Consider the following 25,382-nt stretch of genomic DNA (forward strand, 5'->3'; position numbering starts at 1 on the left):
GAGGCTTCCAACTCATCCCGCCAAGTCGAATGAGTCAACTATTGAATTGAGAGCATTTTGGCTAAACCATGATTTTTGAAAAGGATCAAAGTTGATTTCCGTTTGTCGCGGAAAGACCACCGAAAGCACAGTTTGATCAGCAATCCAAAGACGCGCTTGATATTGAGAAAAGTGTCGAAAACTGGCTCGATAGTGATTTGAAAAAATGCATTGCAAATTCGCGATCGACAACAGCTCCATCGGCACAGTCATGCCGCAGCGCAACACTTTTGATAGGGCTTCTTTTAATGTCCAAAGAGCCAATAAACGCTGAGGGTATTGAGGATATTCATGAAAAGTTTTGTCACACCAACTTTTTTCGGAATCTGGAACCGCATCAATCAAGGTTTGATAAAGCGTGGGATTAAAGGTTTCCACATCAATGCCCACGGGGTAGCCCGCCTCAAAAGCAACCGCCACTGCCTGACCTGAATCGTGGGCGATACTCACCTCAAATGGCTCCTGCCCTCCATACCGCACCACTGGTTGCCCAAAGCTGCCCGGTTCAATGGAGATCGATCGATAGTCACAATCCCCAATTAACTGAACCAAAGCCCCTTTGGCCGCCATTCGCCCCATCAAGTACGACATTCGCCGCCTCAAAACGGGCAACTTTTCAAAATAGTCCAACTCCGCAGGCGAGAGCAGTTGCGATCGATAGGGTGCAACGTCAACGTAGTTGGCAATATTCACACATTCAAATCGGCAAGTAATCGATCGCATGGTGTCAGCCCCTGTTTTAATTTGGCTTTGATTCAGCGTTTCGTTTGCCCAGAATTTTCATGAAATTATTTCGATTGATCGAGTTCGACTGATCGAATGATCTAAGAAAATACTTGAAAAGTAACTCGGAGTACTTGAAAAGGTGCTAGTAGCCGTAGGAGCAAGGGGCTTAAGCCCCTTGCCTTTGTTGATCGATGCAGACAAAAAGGCAAAATTTCTCGCTTTTCAGACATCCTTTAACCTGATTTTTAGATTCCATTTGCTCATCGATTTGATCTGAAATTAGAAACCTAATTTAGTAATCCAATTTGGAAGCTTAACTTAAACAATTAACTTGAAAATTTGATTGAACCAGAGAGCTTGATTGAGATGCTGAATTGGATGTTGAATTTAGAGTTCTGAATTTCAAAGCCTAATTAAAGCGCAATTTAGCACTTAATCTGAACGCCATTTTTTCGCTAAATCCACGGCTCGCTCAAGCGATTGGACGTTCTGTCCAAAGCGATCCATCACTGCAACACCTTTCGATGGAGAAGATGAGTTCAAAATTACTCGCACAAACCCAGCCAAAGTTCCGTTTGATCCCACATCTAGATAAAGATTGGTTCCCATTAGTTCTAAGCCTTGCAATGCCTTTTCAAAGTTAATGGGATTGCGAAATGCTTCCCAAAAAGTACGCACCGCCTGAGTTGGTTGCTGGTCATCGGCGCGATCGCCACACCCATAACGCCAAAAACGACCGGTTTGGAACTGAGGTAAGCGATCGAACTCTCGAGCAATAATCTCTTGGGCTGAATCAATCCAAGGGGAATGAAACGCTTGGGTCACCGGTAAGCGCTGAAACAACACCGATTGATTTTGTAAGATTTGCTCTAACCGATCAAGACTGCTCGATCGGCCACTCACCACAAAACTTTGACTGCAATTAATACTGGCCAAAGCAGTATCTTGGAACCACTCGGAATGTTGATGCCAGAGATTTAACCCATCTAAGATAGCTAGCATTCCCCCAACCGGTGTGTAGGATTCAAAGGCAAAGGATGCGCGAATCAAAGCAACCAGTAATTGAAATCGATCCACCGCGCCACTGTAGGCGGCTGCTGTCAACTCTCCAAGGCTATATCCCAAAACCAAGTCAGGAATGACACCCATCGACTCGATCGTAGCTGCCACCGCATAGTTAAACGTAAATAGCAGCGGATTACTGTATCGCGTATACAAAAGTAGTCTCGAATCTTTTGATAGTGCCGTTTGCGAATCAGCAAACAGCTCAGTAGCCAAATGAATGTCTAAAAGCGGCAACGCCACCTCAGAAAATTCATTCATGCAGTTCCGGAAAACAGGATGACAGCGGTATAACTCCTGCCCCATTTCCAGATATTGCGATCCTTGACCAGGAAACATGAAGACAACTTTCGCAGCCATGGCTCCAACTCCTAGTCTTCAACTGAGCTTGCAACTTGCGCTTTTAAATTTCTCTTAAACCTTTTCGGGAACCAAATCTGGAGAGATTTGATACAGCAATCGGGTTAGTGTATTGCCCACTCCCAATTCTTGAAACGTACATTTTCCCCGATCGCACAAATGGGCGATCGTCTCTGTCCATCGCACCGGACTCGCAATTTGCTGCGTTAAGTTCTCAACCACATTCTCCAGCGTATACGGCTGCGCTGAAGTGTTAGCAATCACTGAAAAGCGCGGAGCACGAAAATTCATTGTTCGAATAAATTTCCCAAACTCCCGCGCCGCTTCTTGCATGTAGCGCGAGTGAAAAGCCCCGCTAACATTCAACACCACATATCTCGTATCTGGAATTTCCTCAAACACAGCCGCCAAATCATCAATATCGCGCTTGGGCCCTGAAATGACCACTTGCCGAGGCGAATTATAGTTCGCAATGTCAACCGTATCAAATGCAAAATCATCTAAGATTTTGCGAATTTTTTCCGCATTACTACCAATCACTGCCGCCATTCCACCACCCTGCTGACGGCCCATCAATTGTCCTCGATATCGAATTAAATTCAACCCCGTTTCAAAGTCAAACACTCCCGCTGCAAACAACGCATTATATTCGCCCAAAGAATGCCCACAAGCCGCATTAGGCCAAAGCCCACCCGAATCAATATGGGACTGCCAAGCCAAGGCATTCACAACAAATAAAGCAATTTGGGTAAATTCTGTCCGGCTCAAATCACCATTGGGATCATGCAAGCACAGCTCTTTCACGGAAAAGCCAAGAATATCGTCTGCCTGCTGCAAAAGCTGCGGATAATAAGGAAATAGTTCACTCCCCATTCCACAAAATTGGGATCCTTGGCCCGGAAAGAGAACAACATTTAAGTTCATCATGCCGCTCCTTCAGTGCGCTAATCAGGGCGTTTAGGTAACAAGGAAGAAATTCAGCGAAGCAAGTTCAGCAGTTTGAGAAACAAGTCTGTAGCGACAGATTCCTAAAATTAGGAATCTAAAAAAGCTCAACAATTCTTATTTTGTCAGATTCATAGAATTGAGACCCAAGCTAATTATCAACAGCGCTGATTCCAAAATTCAAACTCTTGGAATTGAAGGTTTAAATCAGACAGTGCAGCTTGCAAATTCCTCCGCCATCAAGTCAAATACTTTGTTCATATTACTGCGACTAATGGAAGATTCGCAGAAGCCTACAGCAAACGTGACAGTGTTTCTAAAGGTAGAAGCCGTCATCATAAAAGCTGGAGCATAAGCAATGGGCCCCAAACCGTAGGCATAAACCACTTGATGTCCTGGAATACTGATGTCAGCATTGCCACCGTCTGAAAATAAAGGTGTGCAAATTCCTGATTCAGCAAACTGAGAAAATGCCTGATTAAATAACCAACTAATCCACGAAAACGGAGCAAGAAATAAAACTTCCATCGAAACTGCTGGCAAAATGCCAGGCATTGTTCTTTTTTGACTCATGAGATCTGATTTGATTCCAGATAATGTGTCTTCAAAAGAGTCTTTTCGATTGAAATCAATGTTGGAAACTAACGGAACTGAAAGATTGCAAATTTTAGGCATATCTCCATGCCGGAGATAATGGCGAAGGTCGAGGGTGTTGATAATCGGAAGCGACGAATCGGGTTCCGCGTCCGTGAATCGATGCAGGGCGCGCAAAAAGCCTGTCAACATAACTTGATTCAAGGTAGCCCCGCGCCCTTTGGCATACTCAGTCAGCCTTTCAATTTGTTCCTGATCCAATTGGTAGGTGGTATAAGTCGGAGCCTCGTAATTATAGTTATCAAATGGGATTTTCCATTGCCCTGGCTTTAAGAAGTTTTTCTTACCCTTTTGCAGCAATTGCCATCTTTTTTTTGGAGGTAGCTTGCTAAAAACTTGCCATCCATCGCGCCGAATGGTCGCAGGACTCGGGGCACATTCTTGACCAGTTTGCAGTGCCCCGTAAGTTTCAGCGAGGGACTGAAGAAAAAATCGGAGTCCACTGAGATCAGAAACAATGTGGGACATCTTGAGGCAAAACGTATCTTGAAGCGCGTTTTCGTCTTGATGTCGAAAAATTCTCAATTGAACTAAACTATCTGTTGTTGGGTCGATCGAGCAAGATATAAACTCTTCAACTGCCTGTTGCACATCAACCACTTGAAGTAGTTTAAATCGGTCTTTGTGTTTTTCTTCAGATAACGACCAGTAGGGCGATACGCTATTGTTTACCCACTGGCATTGTAGAATCACTTCTGAGTCTAAAACTAAGTCGAAGCTCTTGAAAAAAAGCTCCTCATTAAGACAACTATCTAGCGCAAAAACGCATTGAATAATGCCATTGCAAGTTGCCAGACTGATGTATTGAATTTTATCTTGCGCTGAAGCAGGAAATTCTGAAAACGAAAACATGCTTTTATCCTTTATCGCTTCAAGGGCAAATTGTAGCTACTGTTGGCCCTAGGAATTTTTAGTGTTTGTTGATAAACAATTTTTCGAAAATCTCTTTGAAAAATTCTCGACAAAAAATATCATTAGTTCCTGAAGCAAGCTTTCAATCAGAAGCTTTCAATCAAAATCTCTCAGAGAAACTTTATCTCAATGCAAAAAAGTTGATGATATTTAGTGTGATATCTAAGTTTTCACCGATTTGAACTTTTTGCAGATTGAGATCGTGATTAAACAAGGATGCCAAACAAGCCAGCATCCTTGTTTAGTCCAACTGAAAAACTCGCCATTTAAGCAAGCGCATCTCCGCCTTTAACAATGGCGAGTGAGATGTTCTTAGCCAGGTCTTTAAGCCACTTCTCCCCTGATTGCTCATTGAGAACTTTGAACTCACTGGCAGCTTGAATTTGCGAATCGACAATCTTTTCCAAAATTCCCTTAGCAGAAACTGGAGCAGCCTCGATCGCGCCTGGTTGAGCAGCAGGGTCAACGACCTTCTTCTTATAAATCACAACCGGCATGGCTTCACCAATTGAGTTAACCTCAAATGTGATGATTCGCTTGATTTCTGATCCAACCTGAATGGGAGTTCGCATGGCTTCTGGTATTCCTCAAAATCAAACTCGATCCTCATTCAGATTAATTTATATCCTCATTAAATGTCAAGCCAAATCAGAATATCAAGTAGATTTTTAAAAATCATTTCTTAAAAACGCAGAAATCAATTTCAGTTGCCAAAAAATCGTCCTTTTTTAAACAATAATTTTCTGGCAATGAAGTTTGAGTAGGGCACTTTGAGCATAGCCCCATGGCGCAAGAATTTAACTGAGTAGATATGAAAATTTTCAAATTGCACTTACACTTAAAAATAATTATTATTGAAATAATTAACAAAATAATTTAAGTAATGTTTATGAGGTAATAATTTGTGGTGACTAATTGCTGAAACTGCAAGACTTTCGCTAGCTCATTAGTACTGAATTACACTGAATATTGAATTACCAATATTGAATTACAGTATGACTGTAACTTGAACTTGGTTTAATTTAGTCACTTTTGGTTAATCAATTTTGTCCATTATTTCAATTTTTTCAGCTTTTTCATTGCCTAACGGGCAGCAGAAATGGCAGCAGAGCTAAAGACTGATTCAATTACATTGACCGCTGCTTTCACACCTCCAGAATTCTCAATTTCTGTCTTCATGACTCCAGCACAATTTTTGAACTCGGGGTTCTCCAAAACCTGAACAATTAATTGACGTAGCCGTACTGCATCCACTTGCTTTTGAGCGATGGTTGTCCCTGCACCCGCCCAAGTGACACGAGCAGAAACAGCAGGCTGATCGCTAGCCAGCGGAATCGTAATCAAGGGGCAGCCAAAAGAAAGCGCTTCCAAAACCGTATTCGCGCCCCCATGCGTGATTGCCAAGGATGCTCGCCGGAGCAAAGCAAGCTGAGGCGCATAGGGTACGGCGATCGTGCCAGCAGGAAAAGACTGATCAGCTTGTTCCAAAGTCCATTGCCCCAGACTCAGAACCAACTGCACAGGCAACGTGGAGCAGGCAGCCACAATGGCGCTCAAAATCTCCTTTTTAGCTGTGTGCAACGTGCCCATGGATGCATAGACCAGAGGCCGTCCATCTAACAGGCTCCAATCAAAGGCCACATCATTAGGCCGCTCATCCAGGTAGGGCCCCGTATAAAAAATGGGACGCTGATTCAAGCCTCTGGAAAAATCCAGCTTCGATGGAAAATTACTGATGACACCCAAGGGCGAAATACAATTTTCCCAATTTTGAAGTAACGGCAAGCTGTGGGCTTTTCTGAGCTTATTAGTGGTGGTGATGATGGGGTTCAAGACAGCAGAAAAAGCCCAATTGCCCAGACGATTTCTGAGGCGCAATAGGGCTTTTCCTTGTGCAGGATACCAAGAAACAAAGGGCGGCGGAGCCTCACCAGAAGCATCGCCCTCCAGATTGAGAGCATTGCAAATGGATAGGAAGGGAATCCCTGTTAAGTCCGAAATGGTCTTTCCCTCCGTTTGGCTTTGATCGACCAACAGACCATCTAAGCCAAGCTCACGAACAGCCGTTGCCCCGTCACGACAGAGGGCTTGGCACATGACCTCTGCCCAGGCAACGCCCTTACGAATTGTGGAAATTGTCACATTGCGAATGAGGTCGAGATATTGGTCTAAGGCTCCAGGTGGAAACTCCTCTTTTCCAATTTGAACAAAACCAATCCCTCCCTTTCGAGCGTAGGGTTCAACATCTCCGATTCCTAATAAGTAAACGGAGTGCCCACGCCTTTCTAGCTCCCGCCCAATGGTCATCATCCCGTAGAGATGTCCTGGGACAGGGGGGCAGACAATTCCAAATTTCATGGGAGCAATCATCCCTTTGTGGCAGGACAGAGAGAAGCTAACTGACCAATTAAGAGAAATTCCGCATAAAGTGCCTTTGTTGGCCCTGATTATGCTTGTCAGATTGGGAACAGATACCCAAGTTAGTCAACGCGATACCATGACCAATTTAGATGGGGAAATGACATTGCTCCCATGAATTCATCACTCACTTAAGCAGCGGAGATCACTGCCAGTTCATCCTTGAGTTTGAAGAATTCTACGGTGGCATCATAACCACTTTTCACTAGCCGCATCTTATTCTCGTCGCTCATGTTGAAATCAGTGGGCGAGAGATTCAAGGTGTCAACGGTGATCGTCCGCTCTTGGTTCCTGGAGCTGATTCGAATGGAGGATGCAGCCTCAAATAGGCTTTCAAAATACTCCTTCAGGTCAAAGCTTTTCTCTAGACCGGAGGGGCTGAAGCCGGTTCTTAAGCTCACTCCCAAGGTTTCTTCGTTGTAGCCGTCTTCGCTGATGAAGGGCGGATAATCAAATGTCCACAGGGGGTAGGGCAAGATCAAGCCGCCATCGACATAGTAGTGGTTATCGGGAATGCCACCAGGAAATTGCCAAGCTTGGAAAAAGAAGGGAATAGACATGGAAGCGCGCACTGCGCCCGCAACTTGTGCGTCAGGGGTGGAGCGGTAGGAAAACTCCCGCAATCCTCGAGCGGTCAAGTCTGTGCCGAAGATATACAGATCGGCAAATCCAGCATCTACGAGATCTTCAAAGGTGGCGGTTGTTGTTAGTTTGCGCGCGATGATGTCTTGAATCCACTTATAGAAAACATCCCCGGCATAGTAACCATAATTCTGGACGAGATTAATCGGGCTGGTGGGATCGGTGAACTCCGATAGGTTCAGGTTCACCATGATTTCTTCGATCTCTGCTGCCGAAAACCTCAGGGCAATCAAGGTTCCCATGATGGCTCCTGCGGAGGCCCCGGCAACTCGCTCAAATTTGGAGAGAAGACCGCGCTCACTCAGGGCTTGCACAACCCCTACGTAGGCTGTTCCTAACACGCCTCCTGCTTGAAGTGCCAGGTTTTTGTAGTTACCGCTGCTCATGAATCAAACTCCTTGTAACTAGAACTCGTAACTAGAATTGATTGACCTGTGAAACTCGTTCTGAAACGCTCTGAGGCGAGGCGGTGAGGGGCATGGAAGCTTAGGCTCAGGGTTGTTGAATTTTCTAACCCTTGGCTTGGACAACTAGCCTTGGCTCTCGGGGATGCTACAGAGAAAATGGCAGTAGGCTCTTGGCTTCAGGAGTGCGCCGAATAATGACAAAAACGGGGGTTGTTGCTTTGGTGATTTGTCCTTGCTCCCGCATGGCGACGAGGGTTTGGGTGACTCCGTTGTAAATCACGCCATTTCCTTTGGTCAGCAACTCTTCAAAGCACCGATCGGGCGTTGCTTCATCGGATTCCAGTTCAACAATGATGGGGAAGGAACCAGGACTGGGGATGATGTCGGTTGCGGCAGCGGCTTCGGCGGCAGCGGCTTCCGCTTCTTGAACTTCAGCCGGCAGTGGGATGTGGGGAAGAATTTCTGGGAGTTCCAGTGCGGCGCTCTTCCAGATGGGGGAGCCGTACAAGGTGCCGTGGTTAGCAGCGGTGCTCTTGTCGTGGATGACATCTCCGCTGCCTTCGTTTAATGGCCAATAGCCCAATAAATTTTCCTCGGATCCGAGCAGCCGATAGGACTTATAGGCTTGAATTTGCTCTTGAGTGCGAGCAGTGCCCCAGAACCGAACTTCGGTCAAATCGCCTTGGAAATATTCGCCGTGGCCCTCTGCTTTGCGGCCAATTTCGAGGGGGCTTTGGGTGGCGGAGGCGGGGGTGTCGCCTAGGGTGGTCTGGATTAGCTCTCCATCGAGATAGAAGAGCACATCGTTGTCAGCGTTGAAGACGATGGCGACGTGATACCAAGTGCCCGCTTCGATCGCGATGGGGGCTGCATAGTCAAAAATCCAATATTCCGTAAAAAGTAGTGCTTCGTTGATGAGGCCAAAGCCAAAGCCTGGAAATTTAGAGAATAAGCGTAGGTAACCGCCAATTTGCCCAGCGTTCAGCCAAGCTTCGAAGGTGAAGTTATTAACAGGGGAGAGAGACTCTTGATGGGGAATTCGGATGTAATTCGACTGACCATCAAAATGAAGTACTGAAGTCATGGCGATTAGAACCTTGGATGATTGGTGTCATTTCCAAACCAAACTATTGAATAAAGACAGACATGTTCATTAATACTGGAGTGTTAAATACTGAAGTATTAACCGAAGTATTAATGCTGGTCTGAATTTAATTCACAAAACAACCATCTCTCGCGAATTCTAGAATATTTCCTGATAGCCGAATAAGCATATTCGACTTTCTTAATATTCTACATGAATCAGATTAACCTCCAAGAAAAAATGTCATCAAAACTAGAGAATTTTGAGTAGGTAGACCCAGAAAATTAGGATCCCAACCCAAACTTCAATGGCAAGATTTGGGATGCTTTCAGCCCAAGCCGAGTATTGATTAGGTGGTAGCCAGTTCACGGCTATTTCGAGGTGTTGGTGCAGGAAAATCCAAGCCAGAATGATGATCGCCAGCCAGAGTAATTTTTTGGCTTTGTCAGCGAGCTTTGACGAGGTTTTCTGATCAACAACTGTTTTCTTGCGAACTGCTTTACTACGAAGCTCGATCGTTGTCAGATCGGAAAGTTCGGCAACTTTTTCTGTGAGTTGCATCACAATGCCAGTGATGCCGAGTTGTTTGATCTGCAACTGACTGCGCTTAACGGCACCTCGAAAATATCCGCCAACGAGACTCATATAATCTGCGTTGGGAATTAGATAGTTCAAGGAAGCGTCCATCAGTCCCCAGGTGCGGAAGACTCGCAGCAATTGCCAACTGGAGGAAATGCGGTTCTTGCGCATGACTGTTCCAATTTGAACACCGATCGAGCCGATCGACTTCTCATTGTATGAGAGGCTGCGGATGTTCATTTTGGCATCCCACTGACGATAGCACTGGGTGAGCTGCGTTTTGACGTTTTCAATGTCTCCTGCGGGTAGGGAATCGCACAACATCAAGCTGTAATCTAGTGCTCGATCGTAGTCCCGTTCTCCAAGGGCGCGCATACTGCGTCGGTAGTAGCGCAAGAAGTGGGAATCGAGACTGCCGATCGCCCCCAAATCAATGAGGCAAATGTGACTATCCCGCAGCAGCATGATGTTGCCAGGATGCAAGTCCCCATGGAACAAGTTATCTTCCAACATTTGACGGAAGAAACTTTCAAAAAGACGCTTGCCCACCAACTCCGGGTCAATATTATTGAGTCGAAGAATCTTTTCTAGGTATTCGGGATCAGTGCTGGCGGCGCGGATATAATCTGACATCAAGATGCCGGGAATATATTCCGTGGTCAGGACTTTTTTGGTGCTGTAGTCAGCAATCAAAGCAGGAACATAGATGTTATGTTCACTCAACGTTGCTGCCATCTGCTCTAGATTGGATGCTTCGTAGCGATAATCAATTTCCTCCTGAATCATTTGATCCAGCTCTAGACTGATACTGTCCCAATCCACATAGCTTTGTAGCTTCAGCTTTTTGATGAGGGAGAGCAGGAAGCGGATGAGCTGTAGATCTTGGCTAAACTTTTCTTCAACATCTGGGCGCTGAACTTTGACAGCAACTACGCCAGGGAAAGACAGGATTCGGGCCCTGTGAACCTGCGAGATTGACGCAGCCGCGAAGGGACGCTCTTCAAACTCAATGAATATCCTCTCCAGAGGAAGACCTAATTCCTCTTGGATAATTTGCCGAACATAGTCCAGGGAAAATCCATAGGATCGATCCTGAAGCTTGGATAGTTCTTGGCAAATTTCGGCAGGGAAGAGATCCAAGCGAAGCGACAGGAGCTGACCCACCTTAATCAGCAATCCCCCCAGCTTTTCGATGGAAGACCGAATATCCCGAGCCAGCTCTGATTTAAGGTTGGCTGCACCCGTTAGATTTTTGAGAGAGTACTTGAGGGTTAGCCGAGAAACCTCGTACAGCACCAAAAAGATTCGGTTCTTCAGGAAATTTAAGTCATTAACCGGGAGCAGTCGTTGCTCTGGCGGCAATTCCAGTGGGATAGGAATCAGATCGGGCTGAATCATTAATTTGCGCTGATGCTTACACGGGACGATCGGACACTTGCGAAATCTGTCCCCAAAACTTCAGCCAAGGCTTCAGCTCAGCAGCCTTTGGGGATGATTACACATCAGTTCTTCACTAGTCGTCGGAGGATGCAACAACAACAAATACGGGGATGATGCTTTCGGGCAAGATTCCTTGGGCTTTCAGTTGTTCTAGGGCAACAGACACGTTGTCACAAATGAGACCTTTGCCGGAGTTCATCAATTCTTCGATGTCAGAGTTTGCCTGTGGCTCCATTTCAATAACAATCGGAAATTTCGAGGCCTTTGTGCTATTTCCCATGACTGTCACTGTTTACGTTGCTAACGGTTGGCGACGCTCTGTATTTGCACGCCTGCACTCCCCAGGTAGTGTACTCCAATTTTTTTGGAAAAGTCACCATGAATTATTTTTTTACAAGTTTTTGAAATTCTTTAATCTCATCTTAAACCGTATTCAAATATACCATTTTTTCGATCTTTGCACATTTGATCGATTTTGATGATTGATGAATGTTTTTATACCTGCAAAAGCTCGATTTCTCTGCTTTTAGGTATCGTTCAGCACATAAAAACAGCATAAATGCAAAGAAATCAAATATTTCAGCGGCCTATAATCGACGCAAGCTTTTCTAATTAGTCTCATTAAACCTAAGAGATAATTAACTAAAATTGATTAATTGGGACAAGGCTTTCCAGATGAGGGTTACGGAATAGGCTCCAGAATTGAGGAATAGCCGAAAATGCCAAGATTATTCTTTTGGTTGATTTCCTCTCTCCAATGAACGCGAAAGATTGGCGTTTTCTGAATTAATTGGTGGCGTGGTGACAGATCACAGGCGATCGGGGGGTGACGAAGCGGAGGCAAAGAGCGGCGGAGAGTAAGCCAGGTATGAATCGGCGGGTTAAAACTCCGATTTTGGGGAGTACGGGTTTCTACTGATGCGAAAGGATTTGAAGGAGGTGGAGGCGATCAAAAAGGTGAGGTGGCGAATCTGACGACAGACTCACCACCTCACGGGATTGGAAAGTTTGGAACAGGGCTGAATCGAGTGTTTTGCTGTGCGGTGCTGTGCTCAACGCCTTACGGCATCAGAGGTTTGATCACACCACCAGCCTGAACACGATTTGCACCAACCAATTCGAGTGCTCAACGCCTTACGGCATCAGAGGTTTGATCACGTAATAGCGAATCAGAATCGGCGCGAAGTTGTAGGCGTGCTCAACGCCTTACGGCATCAGAGGTTTGATCACGCCGTTGGTTCCAGCCTTGCCAGCCGCGCCGGCCTTGCGTGCTCAACGCCTTACGGCATCAGAGGTTTGATCACACTCGCTGCATTTAAACTGATTAGAGGGAATCCCCAAAGTGCTCAACGCCTTACGGCATCAGAGGTTTGATCACGGCAGCTCGATCTCATCAACAATTCCATCCAGTAGCTCGCGTGCTCAACGCCTTACGGCATCAGAGGTTTGATCACACTGATCCGCTTCAGCAGACTGCCCAGACCATCGGTGCTCAACGCCTTACGGCATCAGAGGTTTGATCACTCCTGGCAACTTAGGACTATACAAGGAGTTTACCGGGTTGTGCCCAACGCCTTACGGCATCAGAGGTTTGATCACGTGCTTAGACCATACGTAGCTAATGAAATCTTTTTGTGCTCAACGCCTTACGGCATCAGAGGTTTGATCACCGATCAATTTTGGTCGAAACAAGATCCGACCGACTGTGCTCAACGCCTTACGGCATCAGAGGTTTGATCACATTTGAGGCCGAGTGTCCAAATTTGGACACATTGGATGTGCTCAACGCCTTACGGCATCAGAGGTTTGATCACAATCAGGGGGCGTTCCCTTGGATGAATCCAAATATGTGCTCAACGCCTTACGGCATCAGAGGTTTGATCACAATCAGGGGGCGTTCCCTTGGATGAATCCAAATATGTGCTCAACGCCTTACGGCATCAGAGGTTTGATCACTCAGAGGCTCAGTAGGATCCAGCGAAGAAATTTGAGGGTGCTCAACGCCTTACGGCATCAGAGGTTTGATCACACCGCCGTTCCGTCAATATCCGTGCCGGTGAAGAAATCCCAGTGCTCAACGCCTTACGGCATCAGAGGTTTGATCACATCATCAGACCCAAAATCAGCGGCCCCGATAATTGTGCTCAACGCCTTACGGCATCAGAGGTTTGATCACAAACCCCAAGAGCTTAACGACCTGGCGTTACGACTATGTGCTCAACGCCTTACGGCATCAGAGGTTTGATCACCGTTGGCTTGGGCCAGGCGAGAGAGGGCGGCATCACTGTGCTCAACGCCTTACGGCATCAGAGGTTTGATCACAATATCCAGGGGTGTGGACTCCCGAAACCCCCGTGCAGTGCTCAACGCCTTACGGCATCAGAGGTTTGATCACCCAACCCGCCTGCGTTCCTGGGTCAAATTTGCCTCGAGTGCTCAACGCCTTACGGCATCAGAGGTTTGATCACTTGCCGGGAGGGGTGACGGCGCTGCAAGTCTATACGCTGGTGCTCAACGCCTTACGGCATCAGAGGTTTGATCACCCACCCTTGATTGCGCGATCGCGATCCCAGTTCAGTGCTCAACGCCTTACGGCATCAGAGGTTTGATCACTACTTGATAGTTGGGTCGTTGGGCTTGACCACTTCGTGCTCAACGCCTTACGGCATCAGAGGTTTGATCACGCCGTAGCGCTTTAGTCTGGCCCGATCCCAATTGCGTGCTCAACGCCTTACGGCATCAGAGGTTTGATCACCAAAGTATTTTAGGCAAACAGTCGAGCGATAGGGGTGTGCTCAACGCCTTACGGCATCAGAGGTTTGATCACTTACTTTTGATTTCAGGCCCAAGACGCTTCAGAATGTGTGCTCAACGCCTTACGGCATCAGAGGTTTGATCACCCGTCCTCATCCCAACCGGGCAAGCGGTCAATCTGCTGTGCTCAACGCCTTACGGCATCAGAGGTTTGATCACTCAAAAGCCTATCTACCCGTGCCCACTCTCTAACGTGCTCAACGCCTTACGGCATCAGAGGTTTGATCACGGGATATCGTCGATCGCGTCATCGCCCGACCTGTGTGCTCAACGCCTTACGGCATCAGAGGTTTGATCACTTGGCGCTTTACCGTCTAGTGCGGTCTGGAGTCCGATCAGTGCTCAACGCCTTACGGCATCAGAGGTTTGATCACAGTAACAGATGAAATCGGCTCTCGCGCTCCTCGTCTGTGCTCAACGCCTTACGGCATCAGAGGTTTGATCACCCCCGGTGGCGGGGCGGGAAATTCCAGCTCGATCAGCGTGCTCAACGCCTTACGGCATCAGAGGTTTGATCACCAATCGGGAATCAAGATTGGCTTGTCGAGCGATCGCGGTGCTCAACGCCTTACGGCATCAGAGGTTTGATCACCTGGGCGCTGACCACGCCCTTGATCGCCCCCAATAACCGTGCTCAACGCCTTACGGCATCAGAGGTTTGATCACGGCCAAATCTGTTGGGGATTTGAGGGGGTGGCGGTTGTGCTCAACGCCTTACGGCATCAGAGGTTTGATCACCCCGCCGCTTGAAACCCTTACGGGACAAGCGCTGAAATGGAACCTTACAAGCATCTTAGCCGATCGCCCCGCATCTGCCAAAACATCGCCTCCGATCGCCCTTTTGCCGATCGCCCAACCCTTGCCCCATCTCCCTTTCAGCCATTTACAAGCATCTCCAAAGATCCCAAAAATCGCCAAACCCAAACCCCATCAACATTCTGCGCCCTTCCAGCCCCTCGCCCCGCCGCCACCGCCCCAGGTGCTTGTTTTTGGGCAACATTCCCGCCCGATCGCCCCCGCCCGATCGCGATCCATGCCGAAAGCCCGATCGTCCCATTGGCCCAAGCAATCCAGAGCGCCAAGGCGAATTAGACGCTATGGAATTCGTTACAATGCGGTTGGCTTCCTTTCCCCGTTTGCCCTACCGTTCCGCTCCTATGACCGACGTTCCCGTTTCGCGCATCCGTAACTTCTCGATCGTGGCGCACATCGACCACGGTAAATCGACCCTTGCTGATCGCCTGCTGCAAGATACGGGCACAGTGGCCGCGCGCGACATGAAAGAACAGTTCCTCGACAACATGGAACTGGAACGGGAACGGGGAATCACCATTAAATTGCAAGCGGCACGGATGAACTACCGGGCCAAAGACGGCAACGACTACGTGATCAACTTGATCGATACGCCCGGTCACGTGGACTTTTCCTACGAAGTGTCTCGCAGCTTGGCCGCTTGCGAAGGGGCCCTGCTGGTGGTGGATGCGTCCCAAGGGGTGGAAGCCCAAACCTTGGCTAACGTTTATTTGGCCTTGGAAAATAATTTGGAAATTGTGCCGGTCTTGAACAAGATCGACCTGCCCGGCGCAGAACCCGATCGGGTGGCTGGCGAAATTGAAGACACGATCGGCCTGGATTGCAGCGAGGCTATTCACGCTTCGGCCAAGGAAGGGATCGGGATTCGCGAGATTTTGGAAGCGATCGTCCAAAAAGTGCCCCCGCCAGCGGACACCGTAGACAAACCCCTGCGGGCCCTGATTTTTGATAGCTATTACGACAGCTATCGGGGGGTGATTGTTTATTTCCGCGTCATGGATGGCCGGGTGAAAAAAGGCGACAAAGTGCGCCTGATGGCCTCCGGCAAGGAATACGAAATTGATGAATTGGGCGTGTTGGCCCCGAATCAATGCCCGATCGATGAGCTGCACGCGGGAGAAGTGGGCTACTTGGCCGCTTCAATTAAGGCCGTGGGCGATGCACGGGTGGGCGACACCATCACCCTGGTCAGCAAACCGGCGACGGAACCTTGGCCCGGTTACACGGAAGCCAAGCCGATGGTGTTTTGTGGGCTGTTTCCGACGGATTCCGATCAGTTTGGGGAACTGCGGGAAGCGCTCGATCGCCTGCGTTTGAACGATGCGGCCCTCAGCTATGAGCCAGAAACCTCCAGCGCCATGGGGTTTGGCTTCCGCTGCGGCTTCCTGGGGCTGCTGCATATGGAAATTGTGCAAGAGCGGCTGGAGCGGGAATATAACCTGGATTTGATCGCCACCGCGCCTTCGGTGGTTTACCGCGTCACCAAGATTGATGGTGAGGTGGTGATGATTGACAATCCCAGCGAGCTGCCGGAGCCGCAATATCGCGAAAAAATCGAAGAACCCTACGTGAAGGTGGAAATGATCACGCCCGAAAGCTTTGTCGGGACGTTGATGGAGCTATCGCAAACGCGGCGCGGGGTGTTTGTGGATATGCGCTACCTGACCCAGGGCCGGACAACGTTGATCTATGAAATTCCGCTGGCGGAGGTGGTAACGGACTTTTTCGATCAAATGAAGTCGCGATCGCGCGGTTATGCCAGCATGGAATATTCTCTGATTGGCTACCGGGAAAATCCGCTGGTGCGGCTGGATGTGCTGATTAATGGCGATCGGGTGGATTCCCTTTCCGCGATCGTTCACCGGGATAAGGCCTACTACGTGGGCCGGGCCCTGGTGGAAAAGCTGAAGGAGTTGATCCCACGCCATCAGTTCAAGGTGCCAATCCAGGCCACGATCGGCTCACGAGTCGTGGCCAGTGAAGCGATCCCCGCCCTGCGCAAGGATGTGTTGGCCAAGTGCTATGGCGGTGATATTTCCCGGAAGAAGAAATTGCTGAAGAAGCAAGCGGAAGGGAAAAAGCGGATGAAGGCGATCGGCACGGTGGATGTGCCCCAGTCTGCGTTCATGGCCGTGTTAAAAATCGATCGGGAATAGGGCGATCGACCTGGGGCCCATGGGAGCCAACCCCTTGCAAGATGGTTCAAAGCTTGAGAATTTAGGGTGCATTCCGGCGGAACTTTTGGATCAGTGGGGGTTCAGGGCTGTTTTCAGGGACTTTTGAAGGGCGATCGGGACTCACCATCCCCATGCGCCCGGTGAACCTCCCACAGTCGCATCCGGAGTTCGTTCCGCAAAGGGCGTAAGGAACATTGAGTCCTTATCGGGTAACGGAACAAAGCCGATCGAGGCCAAGTGGGAAGGAAGCCAGTTAGCGGCGCTCCGAACTACAATAGGTCATCAAAATTCGCCAAGGGGCTGATCGGTGGTCTGCGTCCCACTCCATCCGGCATCAGTCCCTCGGTAACCTGTTCTGAAAACTCGCAGTCGCCAATGCCCTAAACCCTTACCATTCGTTGGCTGAAGCGATCGACCAGTTGTTCGTTGCCCTTTGGCATTTCAACTTCCCATCATCCCGCGCTAGGGCGCTATGGCCGGCTCTTTGCTCCCACAATGGATGCTTCTTCACTCCCAACGGCAACTTGGCCCGCAGTTTCTCCAGCACCACAGCCTGGGTTGCAACCCGATCGGGGCTGGGGGGCAAGCCACATGATGACCAAGCCCACTGTCCTGGTCATTGACGACGAAGCCGATATTCTCGACTTGCTCTACCGAACGCTGCATCGAGAGTTCCAGGTTTTGCGGGCCAACAATGGCCCAGAAGCCTTGGACATTTTGGCCAAAGACCCCAATGTGGCCGTCATCATCTCGGATCAGCGAATGCCGCTGATGAGTGGGACGGAATTTTTGAGTTTGACGGCCGAGCAATATCCGGACGTGATGCGGATTATTGTCACCGGCTACACGGATGTGGATGACCTGGTGGAGGCCATCAACTCCGGCAAGGTGTTTAAGTACGTCACGAAGCCTTGGGATGACGAGGATCTGAAGGCCTCGGTGCGCAAGGCGGTGGAAACCCACAATGTGTTGCGATCGCGCACTTGGGAGTTGCGCCAGGCCCTGCGGCGGGAGTCATTGCTCAACGAGGTTTCCACCACGGTGCGCAGTGTCATGGACTCGCGCACGATGCTGCAAACGATCGTGGAGGCGGTGGGCCAGGCGTTGCAGTCAAACTGCTGTTTGTTGCGGCCCGTGGAAGATGGCCACCTGACCAATGAGCAGTTTGTCCATTGGTCGAGCGATCCCACGGTGGTGACTCAGCAGTCGATCGAAACGATTTTTGAGAGTTTGCGGGAAACGGTTTGGCTGGTGGAATCGGCCACGTCGGTGGACGATGCGGCCACGGATCAGCGGCTGCAAGCCTCGGAACCGGTTTGGCAAGGGCGGCGATCGGCCTTTGAGCGGTTGGGCATTCGATCGAGCGCGATCGTGCCGATGGTCTATCGCGGGGAAGCCATGGCCGTGATGGCGCTCCATCGTTGCGAAACGGTGCAGCCCTGGAGCGAGGAAGATCTACAGTTGGCCGTGGCGGTGGCGGATCAGGCGGCTTTGGCCCTAGCCCAGGCGCGGGCCTACGATCGGGTGCGGGCCCTGGCCGATCGAGAAGCCCTGGTGAACGCGATCGCCACGGCCATTCGATCGAGCCTGGAACCCAAAACCATCTTTGCCACCATCACCCAGCAGTTACGCCAGGCCCTGAAGTCCGACGGTTGCGCCCTCTCCCTTTGGACCAAAGACGATGAGTATGTGCAATGCGTGGGGTTTGATGAGGCCCCACCCCTGGGCGGCGACCATCACGATTGGTCCTGGAGTCCTCAACAGGTGGATCCGGTGGCGGCGGCCCGGCAGCATGAACCTCTGCCCCGGTCGATCGCCCCGATCGCCAGCAACCCCGTTCTGCAACAACTGATCGACACCCAACAGCCGATCGCCCTCGATGACCTACACGAAAGCAGCCTCTCCGCCAGCTTGCCCCTGAAGCAGCAGGCCCGGGCCCTGTTGGTGGTTCCCTTGCTTTCGGAGGGAAAAATCATCGGCAGCATTTCTCTGCGCCAGGCCAATCCCCGCCCCTGGAAGCGCACGGAAATTAAGCTGGTGCAAGCGGTGGCCGTCCAAGCGGCGATCGCGGTGCAACAGTCGCGCCTATACCAAACCACTCGTCAACAGGCGGAACAACTGCTGGCGCTCGATCGGCAAAAGACCGAATTTTTCCAAAACATTTCCCACGAGTTCCGCACGCCCCTGACCCTGATGATTGGGCCCCTGGAAGCGGCGGTGAATCAAAAGCAAGGCTTGCCCTACGAACAGGCCGACGTGGCCCTGCGGAACTCGCGGCGACTGTTGCGGTTAGTGAATCAACTGCTGGACTTACAGCGGGTGGATGCGGGCCGAATGCAGCCCACCTTCCGCCCCTGCGATTTGGCGGAGTTTGCCCGCTATATTTTGGAATCCTTCCGCCCCTACTGCGATCGCAAGGAGATCGCCCTGGTGGCCAACCTCACCCCCTGCCCCGATACCTATTTGGACAGCGAGCGCTTCGATAAGGTGCTCTATAACCTGCTTTCCAATGCCATGAAGTTCACGCCACGCGGCGGAACAATCACGGTCACGGTGGAAGCCACGGGGCAGCATTATCTGTTGCAAGTGAGCGATACGGGGATCGGGATTCGGGCCGACCAAATTCCCCACCTCTTTGAACGGTTCCGCCAGGCCGAAGGTTCCGTGAGTCGGGGTTACGAGGGCACGGGTCTGGGCCTGGCCCTGGTGAAGGAGTTGGTGGAACTCCATGGCGGGCGAGTGACGGTGGAGTCGGACTATGGCCAGGGGGCAACTTTCTCCGTTTGGTTAGACCGGGGTTCCACCCACCTGCCGCCCGATCGAACGATCGAGCAACCGGTGGCGATCGAAGGCAGCCGCGCCGCGATCGAGCTGGCAGACCTGGCCGCCGAATTGCTGGAGCATGATGCCGCCACCCGCGCCAACGATCCATTGCCGGATCCGGAACCACAGGACTTGGGCGATCGACCGTTGGTGCTGGTGGTGGACGACAACCCCGACCTGCGGAGCTATGTCAGCAGCATTTTGCGTCGGAATCAATACGGGGTGATTGTGGCTCGCAACGGGGCCGAAGGCATCGCCGCCGCCGAGCAATACCAGCCCCATCTGATCCTGACCGATCTGATGATGCCGGGGGTTTCCGGGTTAGACCTGATTCGGCAGGTACGCCAAGACAAAGCCCTCCAGGGCACGCCAATTATCTTGCTGACGGCCAAGGCCGATGCCGACACCCGGGTTGAAGGGGTAGAAATTGGCGCAGATGCTTATCTGGCCAAGCCCTTTGACGATCGGGAATTGCTGGCGGAAGTTCATAACCTGATTGCCCTCAAGGCCAATGAACGCAAGGTTTCGGAACTCAACGCCTACCTGACCGAATCGGTGTTGCGGCGCTTTTTGCCGGGATCATTGGTCAACAAGGCGGCCGCAGGCGAGTTGATGTTGGACTTGCAACCGGAGCCTCGGCTGATTACGGTGTTGTTCAGCGATATTGTGGGCTTCACGCAGCTCTCGAACACGGTGCGATCACGCAAGGTGGCCGAGCTACTGAATGAATACCTGTCGGAAATGACCCACATTGCCTTTGCCAACGGCGGCACGATCGATAAGTTCATGGGCGATGCGATTTTGGTGCTGTTCGGTGCGCCCGAGGAAGCCACCCCCAACGAGCAGGTGCAGCGGGCCGTGCGCACCGCGCGTCAAATGTCCGAACGACTGCACCAACTGAATCAGGTCTGGGGCGAGCAGGCCATTCCCCCCGTCCGGTTCCGCTGCGGCATTCATCAGGGTACGGCTGTGGTGGGCATGTTTGGCAGTGCGGAGCGATCGGACTACACAGCCATTGGCCCCTGCGTGAACATTGCCTCTCGAATTCAGCAGGCGGCCCGGCCGGGCACGGTTTTGGTGTCGGCGGCCGTAGCGGACTATTTGGATGAAAACGACATCGAAAAAGTGGGGCCCTTGGAACTGAAGGGCGTTGATGAAACGGTGTTGACCTTCTCGGTCAATCTCAACCTAGAAGACTAGGACTGGCCCATTCTCAATCTTCAGTCGGGCCGACCCACGGCCGTGAAAGCAGCCCATTGGAACGGGTTGGGGTAGCGATCGCGGGTTTGAATCATGGCTTGGCGCAGGGCCGCCACGGGCGAACTACCCTGCTGAAGCGCTGCGTAAAAATGGCCCATCAGGATCGCGGTGGGTTCATCGGGAATTTTCCAAAGGGTCACCACCACCCGATCGGCCCCCGCCGCCAAAAAAGAACGAGACAACCCCAACACCCCATCGCCGGTAATCCGGCCGCGCCCCGTATCACAGGCGCTGAGCACCACCAGTTCCGCCGCCAACCGCAATTCCATAATTTCACCGGCACTGAGAAGACCGTCATCACCGGCAGCCGGTGCAAGGGCAATGGCCCCCGGCATTCCCGAATTACCCAAGTCATCTAATAAACCATGGGTGGCCAGATGAATCCGGCGCGCTTGGGTAATCCGATTCAGAATTTCGCCTTTGGTGGCCTGGGCCCCCAAGAGCGGCTTGACCTGAAGCAGTTGGGCCACTTGGCGCGCTTCCGATTCGGCCCCGGGTAAGTTGCTCAGGGGACTGGGGGCGGCTCCCCAAACGGGAGGCACGGCCGGCATCACCGGATTGCCGACCACCAGGGCCGCGCGATCGACCCCCACCACCACATCGGAGGCTAAGGGGCGATCGGGCGGGGTTTCGGCAAATTGCAACCGCAACACATCGATCGCGGGGGTGAGAAACAAACTGTGGCGATCGATCAGCATCTGACCATCCTCCGCTTGCAGGGCGGCAAAGGGCACTAGGAACAGCAGCCCTTGGGGCACGATCGCCACCGGTTCCTGGGGATCTGTAGGCAACAAGTCCGCGATCGGGGCGATCAATTGCCGATGCAGCCCGTTCAGTTGACGGCGCAACTCTGCCGCCAGCAGTTGTCCTTGGGGCAAGGTTCGTCGCAGCTCTTGAATTTGGGTAGCCAGGGTGGCTTCGGCCGAGGCTCCCGCCATAGGTACCCTGCGCAGGGTCACGTCTCCTTGGGGATTCACCACCCAAATGTGGAGCGATCGCTGGCCGATCGTATATTCCACCAAGGTCAAGCGGCGATCGCGCGCTAACTGCTGAATTTGGCTGAGGGTGGGGGGTGGGCTGGCCGCTGGGCTGGGCTGATTTGCCAAATGGCCCGATCGGGCGGCCAGCAGTTCCACAAAGGCTCGGGCCCGGGCCCGTTCCGCCACCTCCAAGGCTTGCCCCACCTGACCTTGGGCAATCAAAGCCTCTTGCAACAGGCGATAGGTTTGGGCTTGGGTGTCCGCCAGAGCGATTTTGTTGTCATCACTCAGGCCCGGCCGCACCGATTCCCACCGCTCGATCGCCTGAAACAGATGGTCGATCGCCCGAGGAGTTGCCCCCTGCTGCCAATAAAATTCCCCCAAACGGGTTAACAAACGCCCCTCTTCGGCCCGGGCCCCCGTGGCTCGATGGATCCCCAAGGCGGCCTCGAAACCGGCCCGAGCTTGGTCGAGATCGCCCGCATCATTGGCCAACAGAGCCAACTGTTCCCAGGCTTGGGCCTCGCCGGGGCGATCACCGTGGGCTTGGGCCAACTGTCGCACCTGCTCCAGGGCGCTGCGGGCCTCCGAACGGCGACCCACCACCCGCAAGGCCTCGCCCAACATCAACTGAGCCTTGGTCATCCCCACTGCCTTGCCGGGATAATCCTCCGGTAGCAGGTTATAGAATTGCACCCCCTGCTGGGCGCTGACCACCGCTTGGGCCGCCTTGCCCTGGCGCAACTGCACTTGGGATAGCCAAGCCGCTAAATAGCCCTGTTGCTTGGGCAGTTCATACAAGCCCCCATCCAGGGGAATCGCGGCGGTGGACTGTTCAGCCGCATTGGCGATCGCCCGATCGAGCCAAGCCTCCGCCTGGTGATATTGGCCCAAACGTTCATAGGTTTCGGTCAAATTCGCCATCACCAGCCCGATCGTGGGGCGATCGCCCGTTTCCGCAATCACTGTATGGGCCGCCTGCTGCACTTCTAAGGCTCGGGCAAATTCCCCCAATTGCAGATAAACATTGCCCAACTGCACCTGGGTTTTGGCCAGCCGTGAGCGATCGCCCAAGGCCTGGTACTGGTCGCGCGCCTGTTGCAACTGGGCGATCGCCTCGGGCCAATTGCCCTGGTCGATCGCCGCCTGGGCCCGCGCCGTCAACGGGGCCCCCGGATCCTCAAACAGACAAACCGTAATCGGCCGAAACGGGCAGGCATGTTGCCGCAGGGGGTTGCCCAACAAAATCAGCGATCGCAACCGGGCCAACCCCGGCTGCTGGGGCAGCGCCGTGATCTGATTGCGGGTCAGATCCAGCATTTCCAACTGGTTCAGGTCTTTCAGGGGCGACAGATCCTGCACCTGATTGAACCCCAAAATTAATTGGCGCAAGGACGACATCCCCGCCAAGGGTCGCAAGTCCCGAATTTGGTTCCCCGGCAGCGACAGGGCCCGCCAATGGTTGAAGGCGGCGATCGGTTGCAAATCCTGAATGTTTTGGTTGGACAAATCCAACATTGACAGGTCTGCCAAGTTGCGCCAAGCCTGCTCACAATTCTGGGTTTTGGCCACCCGCAACAAGGCTCCCACCGTGTGCCGCGCCGCTGGATCCAGTCGATCGCGCTGCCGACACCAATCGGCAAAATTCACCAGTCCTTGGGACGATCGGGAGTCTTGGGCGATCGCCGGCTCGATCGCCATCCCCAGCCCGCAGCCCACCAGCACCACCAGCAGTCTCAGCCGCCCTCGATCGCCCATGGTGTTTTTCCCAAACCAGCGCTTCCAATCTAGATCGCTTCGTTGGGAACGCCATCCGGCAGGGTTTTGTTGATCGGTCAGCCTTTCAATAGGCAGAAAATTCTTAGAACCAGCAGCCCACCAGCATTCCGGCCAGGAGCACAAACCCGATCGTCACGTTTTCCGCAAACATTTTGCTGTAGGCCGCGCGGGACAGTTGCCGATCGCTCAGACGCAGGTATTGCTGCACCCAGAGGCTGATCGCCCCGAACAAGGTGAACCAAAACCCAATGTTTAGCTCCAGGGCCAAGGCCGTGTAGGCCAACAATAGGGCCGTGCCCGCATAGAATCCCCCGATCGCCTGGGGAGCCAAATCGCCAAAGAAGAGGGCGCTGGAATGGATGCCCAGCCGGCGATCATCCTCCCGATCGGCCAAGGCATAAACCGTATCAAAGCCCAGCGTCCAGAGCACCACCGCGCCCCACAGCAACCAGGCCGGCAAGTCCAAACTGGGCGGGTCGATCGCCGCGCTCCAAGGAATTAGCACCGCAAACCCCCAGGCGATCGCCAGCACCAATTGCGGAACCGGAAACACCCGCTTGGCTGCGGGATAGAGCGCAATCACCGGCACAGCCGCCACGGAAAGCAGCACACTCAAGCCATTCAAAAAGGGCAACAGCCCGGCCGCACAGAGGGCCGCCACCAGCATCACCCCCACGCCCACTTTCACCGAGAGCGATCGGGCGGCCAGGGGCCGTTGTTTAGTGCGTTCCACCTTGGGGTCAATGTTGCGATCCCACAGGTCATTCACCACGCAACCGGCGGCACTGGTGGTGATTGTGCCCACCACCACCACCAACACCAGCAAGGGATGGGGCCGGCCATCACTGGCCAACACCAAGGCCCACAGGGCCGGAATCAGCAGAATCAGCCGCCCCGCCGGTTTGTCCCAGCGCAGCAACCGCACGATCGCCCGCCCTGTTTGCTGAAGGTTGCCCATGGGTGAATGTGGGAATGGGTGCGTTTAGGCAATTTCGATCGAGTAGTTTTCGATGGTGGGGTTGGCCAACAGGCGATCGCACATTTCATCCACTTGGCTGCGGGCCGCTTCTGGATCCGTCGCCGCCACGGTCAGCTCAATGTATTTGCCAATGCGGACAGAATCCACCCCTTCATAACCCAACTGCTTCAGGCCGGACTGCACCGCCACACCGGCCGGATCGAGCACAGAGGGACGCAGGGTAACGTGGATTTTGGCGCGATATTGCTGGGTACTCACGGGGCTAGAAACCTCTGGGATGGCGACGATCGAGTTGGGGGAACCAAGGGTGATGCTAACTTTTGGGTTGGGATTGAGCAACCACGGCAATCCAACGATCAAGACACTATCTTAAAGCGAGGGGGGCCGGTTCCAGCAGCTAGGCTGCGGGAGTTCCCTCGGGAGCCAGATTCCGCCAGGAACCGGCTGAAAAACCTGATTGAATAGGAAAAGAACCACCCCGATCGAGCC

The 25,382-nt window shown here is 52.1% G+C and carries 16 protein-coding genes and 1 CRISPR repeat array; of the genes, 3 read left to right on the forward strand and 13 right to left on the reverse strand.

From position 1 onward, the window contains the following. Positions 1-12 precede the first annotated feature (12 nt). The 10 genes from VPK24_RS07110 to VPK24_RS07155 form a co-directional block, all read right to left on the reverse strand. Positions 13-762: a 4'-phosphopantetheinyl transferase family protein gene (locus VPK24_RS07110; RefSeq protein ID WP_393011682.1), complete on the reverse strand. Its 750-nt coding sequence runs from the start codon at positions 760-762 to the stop codon at positions 13-15. Between the two features lie 435 nt (positions 763-1,197). After that, on the reverse strand, positions 1,198-2,187 hold the full coding sequence (locus tag VPK24_RS07115) for an acyltransferase domain-containing protein (protein ID WP_393011684.1): 990 nt from the start codon (positions 2,185-2,187) through the stop codon (positions 1,198-1,200). A gap of 54 nt (positions 2,188-2,241) precedes the next feature. After that, positions 2,242-3,114 carry an ACP S-malonyltransferase gene (gene fabD, locus VPK24_RS07120; protein ID WP_393011686.1) on the reverse strand — a complete coding sequence of 291 codons (873 nt, stop codon included), beginning with the start codon at positions 3,112-3,114 and terminating at the stop codon, positions 2,242-2,244. A gap of 225 nt (positions 3,115-3,339) precedes the next feature. Then, the gene (locus VPK24_RS07125) at positions 3,340-4,638 is read right to left on the reverse strand and encodes a condensation domain-containing protein (protein WP_393011688.1); all 1,299 of its coding nucleotides are present in this window, start codon (positions 4,636-4,638) and stop codon (positions 3,340-3,342) included. 326 nt (positions 4,639-4,964) lie between these two features. Then, positions 4,965-5,270, reverse strand: a complete 306-nt coding sequence (locus VPK24_RS07130; protein WP_393011690.1) for a hypothetical protein — start codon at positions 5,268-5,270, stop codon at positions 4,965-4,967. Between the two features lie 511 nt (positions 5,271-5,781). After that, entirely contained in the window at positions 5,782-6,840 is a 1,059-nt protein-coding gene (locus VPK24_RS07135) for a glycosyltransferase (RefSeq protein WP_393011692.1), read from the reverse strand. Positions 6,841-7,247: 407 nt separating this feature from the next. After that, positions 7,248-8,144 carry a patatin-like phospholipase family protein gene (locus VPK24_RS07140; protein ID WP_393011694.1) on the reverse strand — a complete coding sequence of 299 codons (897 nt, stop codon included), beginning with the start codon at positions 8,142-8,144 and terminating at the stop codon, positions 7,248-7,250. 166 nt (positions 8,145-8,310) lie between these two features. Further along, the gene (locus tag VPK24_RS07145; protein ID WP_393011696.1) at positions 8,311-9,249 is read right to left on the reverse strand and encodes a LamG domain-containing protein; all 939 of its coding nucleotides are present in this window, start codon (positions 9,247-9,249) and stop codon (positions 8,311-8,313) included. Between the two features lie 252 nt (positions 9,250-9,501). After that, positions 9,502-10,992: an ABC1 kinase family protein gene (locus VPK24_RS07150; RefSeq protein WP_393011698.1), complete on the reverse strand. Its 1,491-nt coding sequence runs from the start codon at positions 10,990-10,992 to the stop codon at positions 9,502-9,504. A 349-nt stretch (positions 10,993-11,341) separates the two neighbouring features. Beyond that, entirely contained in the window at positions 11,342-11,548 is a 207-nt protein-coding gene (locus VPK24_RS07155) for a DUF6200 domain-containing protein (protein WP_393011779.1), read from the reverse strand. A gap of 768 nt (positions 11,549-12,316) precedes the next feature. Beyond that, a CRISPR array of direct repeats spans positions 12,317-14,820; the repeat unit is 36 nt; unit sequence GTGCTCAACGCCTTACGGCATCAGAGGTTTGATCAC. Positions 14,821-14,856: 36 nt separating this feature from the next. On the opposite strand from VPK24_RS07155, the gene VPK24_RS07160 reads away from it, so the two are divergent. The 3 genes from VPK24_RS07160 (at position 14,857) to VPK24_RS07170 (ending at position 21,095) form a co-directional block, all read left to right on the forward strand. Continuing rightward, positions 14,857-15,174 carry a hypothetical protein gene (locus VPK24_RS07160; RefSeq protein WP_393011700.1) on the forward strand — a complete coding sequence of 106 codons (318 nt, stop codon included), beginning with the start codon at positions 14,857-14,859 and terminating at the stop codon, positions 15,172-15,174. A 65-nt stretch (positions 15,175-15,239) separates the two neighbouring features. Then, positions 15,240-17,051 carry a translation elongation factor 4 gene (lepA, locus tag VPK24_RS07165; RefSeq protein WP_393011702.1) on the forward strand — a complete coding sequence of 604 codons (1,812 nt, stop codon included), beginning with the start codon at positions 15,240-15,242 and terminating at the stop codon, positions 17,049-17,051. 612 nt (positions 17,052-17,663) lie between these two features. After that, on the forward strand, positions 17,664-21,095 hold the full coding sequence (locus VPK24_RS07170) for a response regulator (RefSeq protein ID WP_393011780.1): 3,432 nt from the start codon (positions 17,664-17,666) through the stop codon (positions 21,093-21,095). Positions 21,096-21,115: 20 nt separating this feature from the next. Here VPK24_RS07170 and VPK24_RS07175 read toward each other — a convergent pair whose 3' ends face one another. The 3 genes from VPK24_RS07175 to purS form a co-directional block, all read right to left on the reverse strand. Next, complete coding sequence (locus VPK24_RS07175) at positions 21,116-23,893, reverse strand: CHAT domain-containing protein (RefSeq protein ID WP_393011704.1); 2,778 nt, start codon at positions 23,891-23,893, stop codon at positions 21,116-21,118. 103 nt (positions 23,894-23,996) lie between these two features. After that, complete coding sequence (locus tag VPK24_RS07180) at positions 23,997-24,872, reverse strand: 4-hydroxybenzoate solanesyltransferase (protein ID WP_393011706.1); 876 nt, start codon at positions 24,870-24,872, stop codon at positions 23,997-23,999. Between the two features lie 24 nt (positions 24,873-24,896). Further along, positions 24,897-25,151 (reverse strand): phosphoribosylformylglycinamidine synthase subunit PurS, encoded by a 255-nt coding sequence (purS, locus tag VPK24_RS07185; protein WP_099534877.1) that lies wholly within the window; start codon positions 25,149-25,151, stop codon positions 24,897-24,899. Between the last annotated feature and the right edge of the window lie 231 nt (positions 25,152-25,382).

This window comes from Limnothrix redekei LRLZ20PSL1 (assembly GCF_043235035.1).
In the GTDB taxonomy this organism is placed as follows: Bacteria; Cyanobacteriota; Cyanobacteriia; order CACIAM-69d; family CACIAM-69d; genus CACIAM-69d.

What these genes read in the sequence shown, in the direction of transcription:
- VPK24_RS07155 (WP_393011779.1), bottom strand. Translation starts at nt 11,548, where the DNA reads ATGGGAAATAGCACAAAGGCCTCGAAATTTCCGATTGTTATTGAAATG.
- VPK24_RS07115 (WP_393011684.1), bottom strand. Translation starts at nt 2,187, where the DNA reads ATGGCTGCGAAAGTTGTCTTCATGTTTCCTGGTCAAGGATCGCAATAT.
- VPK24_RS07175 (WP_393011704.1), bottom strand. Translation starts at nt 23,893, where the DNA reads ATGGGCGATCGAGGGCGGCTGAGACTGCTGGTGGTGCTGGTGGGCTGC.
- VPK24_RS07140 (WP_393011694.1), bottom strand. Translation starts at nt 8,144, where the DNA reads ATGAGCAGCGGTAACTACAAAAACCTGGCACTTCAAGCAGGAGGCGTG.
- VPK24_RS07110 (WP_393011682.1), bottom strand. Translation starts at nt 762, where the DNA reads ATGCGATCGATTACTTGCCGATTTGAATGTGTGAATATTGCCAACTAC.
- VPK24_RS07130 (WP_393011690.1), bottom strand. Translation starts at nt 5,270, where the DNA reads ATGCGAACTCCCATTCAGGTTGGATCAGAAATCAAGCGAATCATCACA.
- VPK24_RS07160 (WP_393011700.1), top strand. Translation starts at nt 14,857, where the DNA reads ATGGAACCTTACAAGCATCTTAGCCGATCGCCCCGCATCTGCCAAAAC.
- lepA (WP_393011702.1), top strand. Translation starts at nt 15,240, where the DNA reads ATGACCGACGTTCCCGTTTCGCGCATCCGTAACTTCTCGATCGTGGCG.
- fabD (WP_393011686.1), bottom strand. Translation starts at nt 3,114, where the DNA reads ATGATGAACTTAAATGTTGTTCTCTTTCCGGGCCAAGGATCCCAATTT.
- VPK24_RS07125 (WP_393011688.1), bottom strand. Translation starts at nt 4,638, where the DNA reads ATGTTTTCGTTTTCAGAATTTCCTGCTTCAGCGCAAGATAAAATTCAA.
- VPK24_RS07170 (WP_393011780.1), top strand. Translation starts at nt 17,664, where the DNA reads ATGATGACCAAGCCCACTGTCCTGGTCATTGACGACGAAGCCGATATT.
- VPK24_RS07180 (WP_393011706.1), bottom strand. Translation starts at nt 24,872, where the DNA reads ATGGGCAACCTTCAGCAAACAGGGCGGGCGATCGTGCGGTTGCTGCGC.
- VPK24_RS07145 (WP_393011696.1), bottom strand. Translation starts at nt 9,249, where the DNA reads ATGACTTCAGTACTTCATTTTGATGGTCAGTCGAATTACATCCGAATT.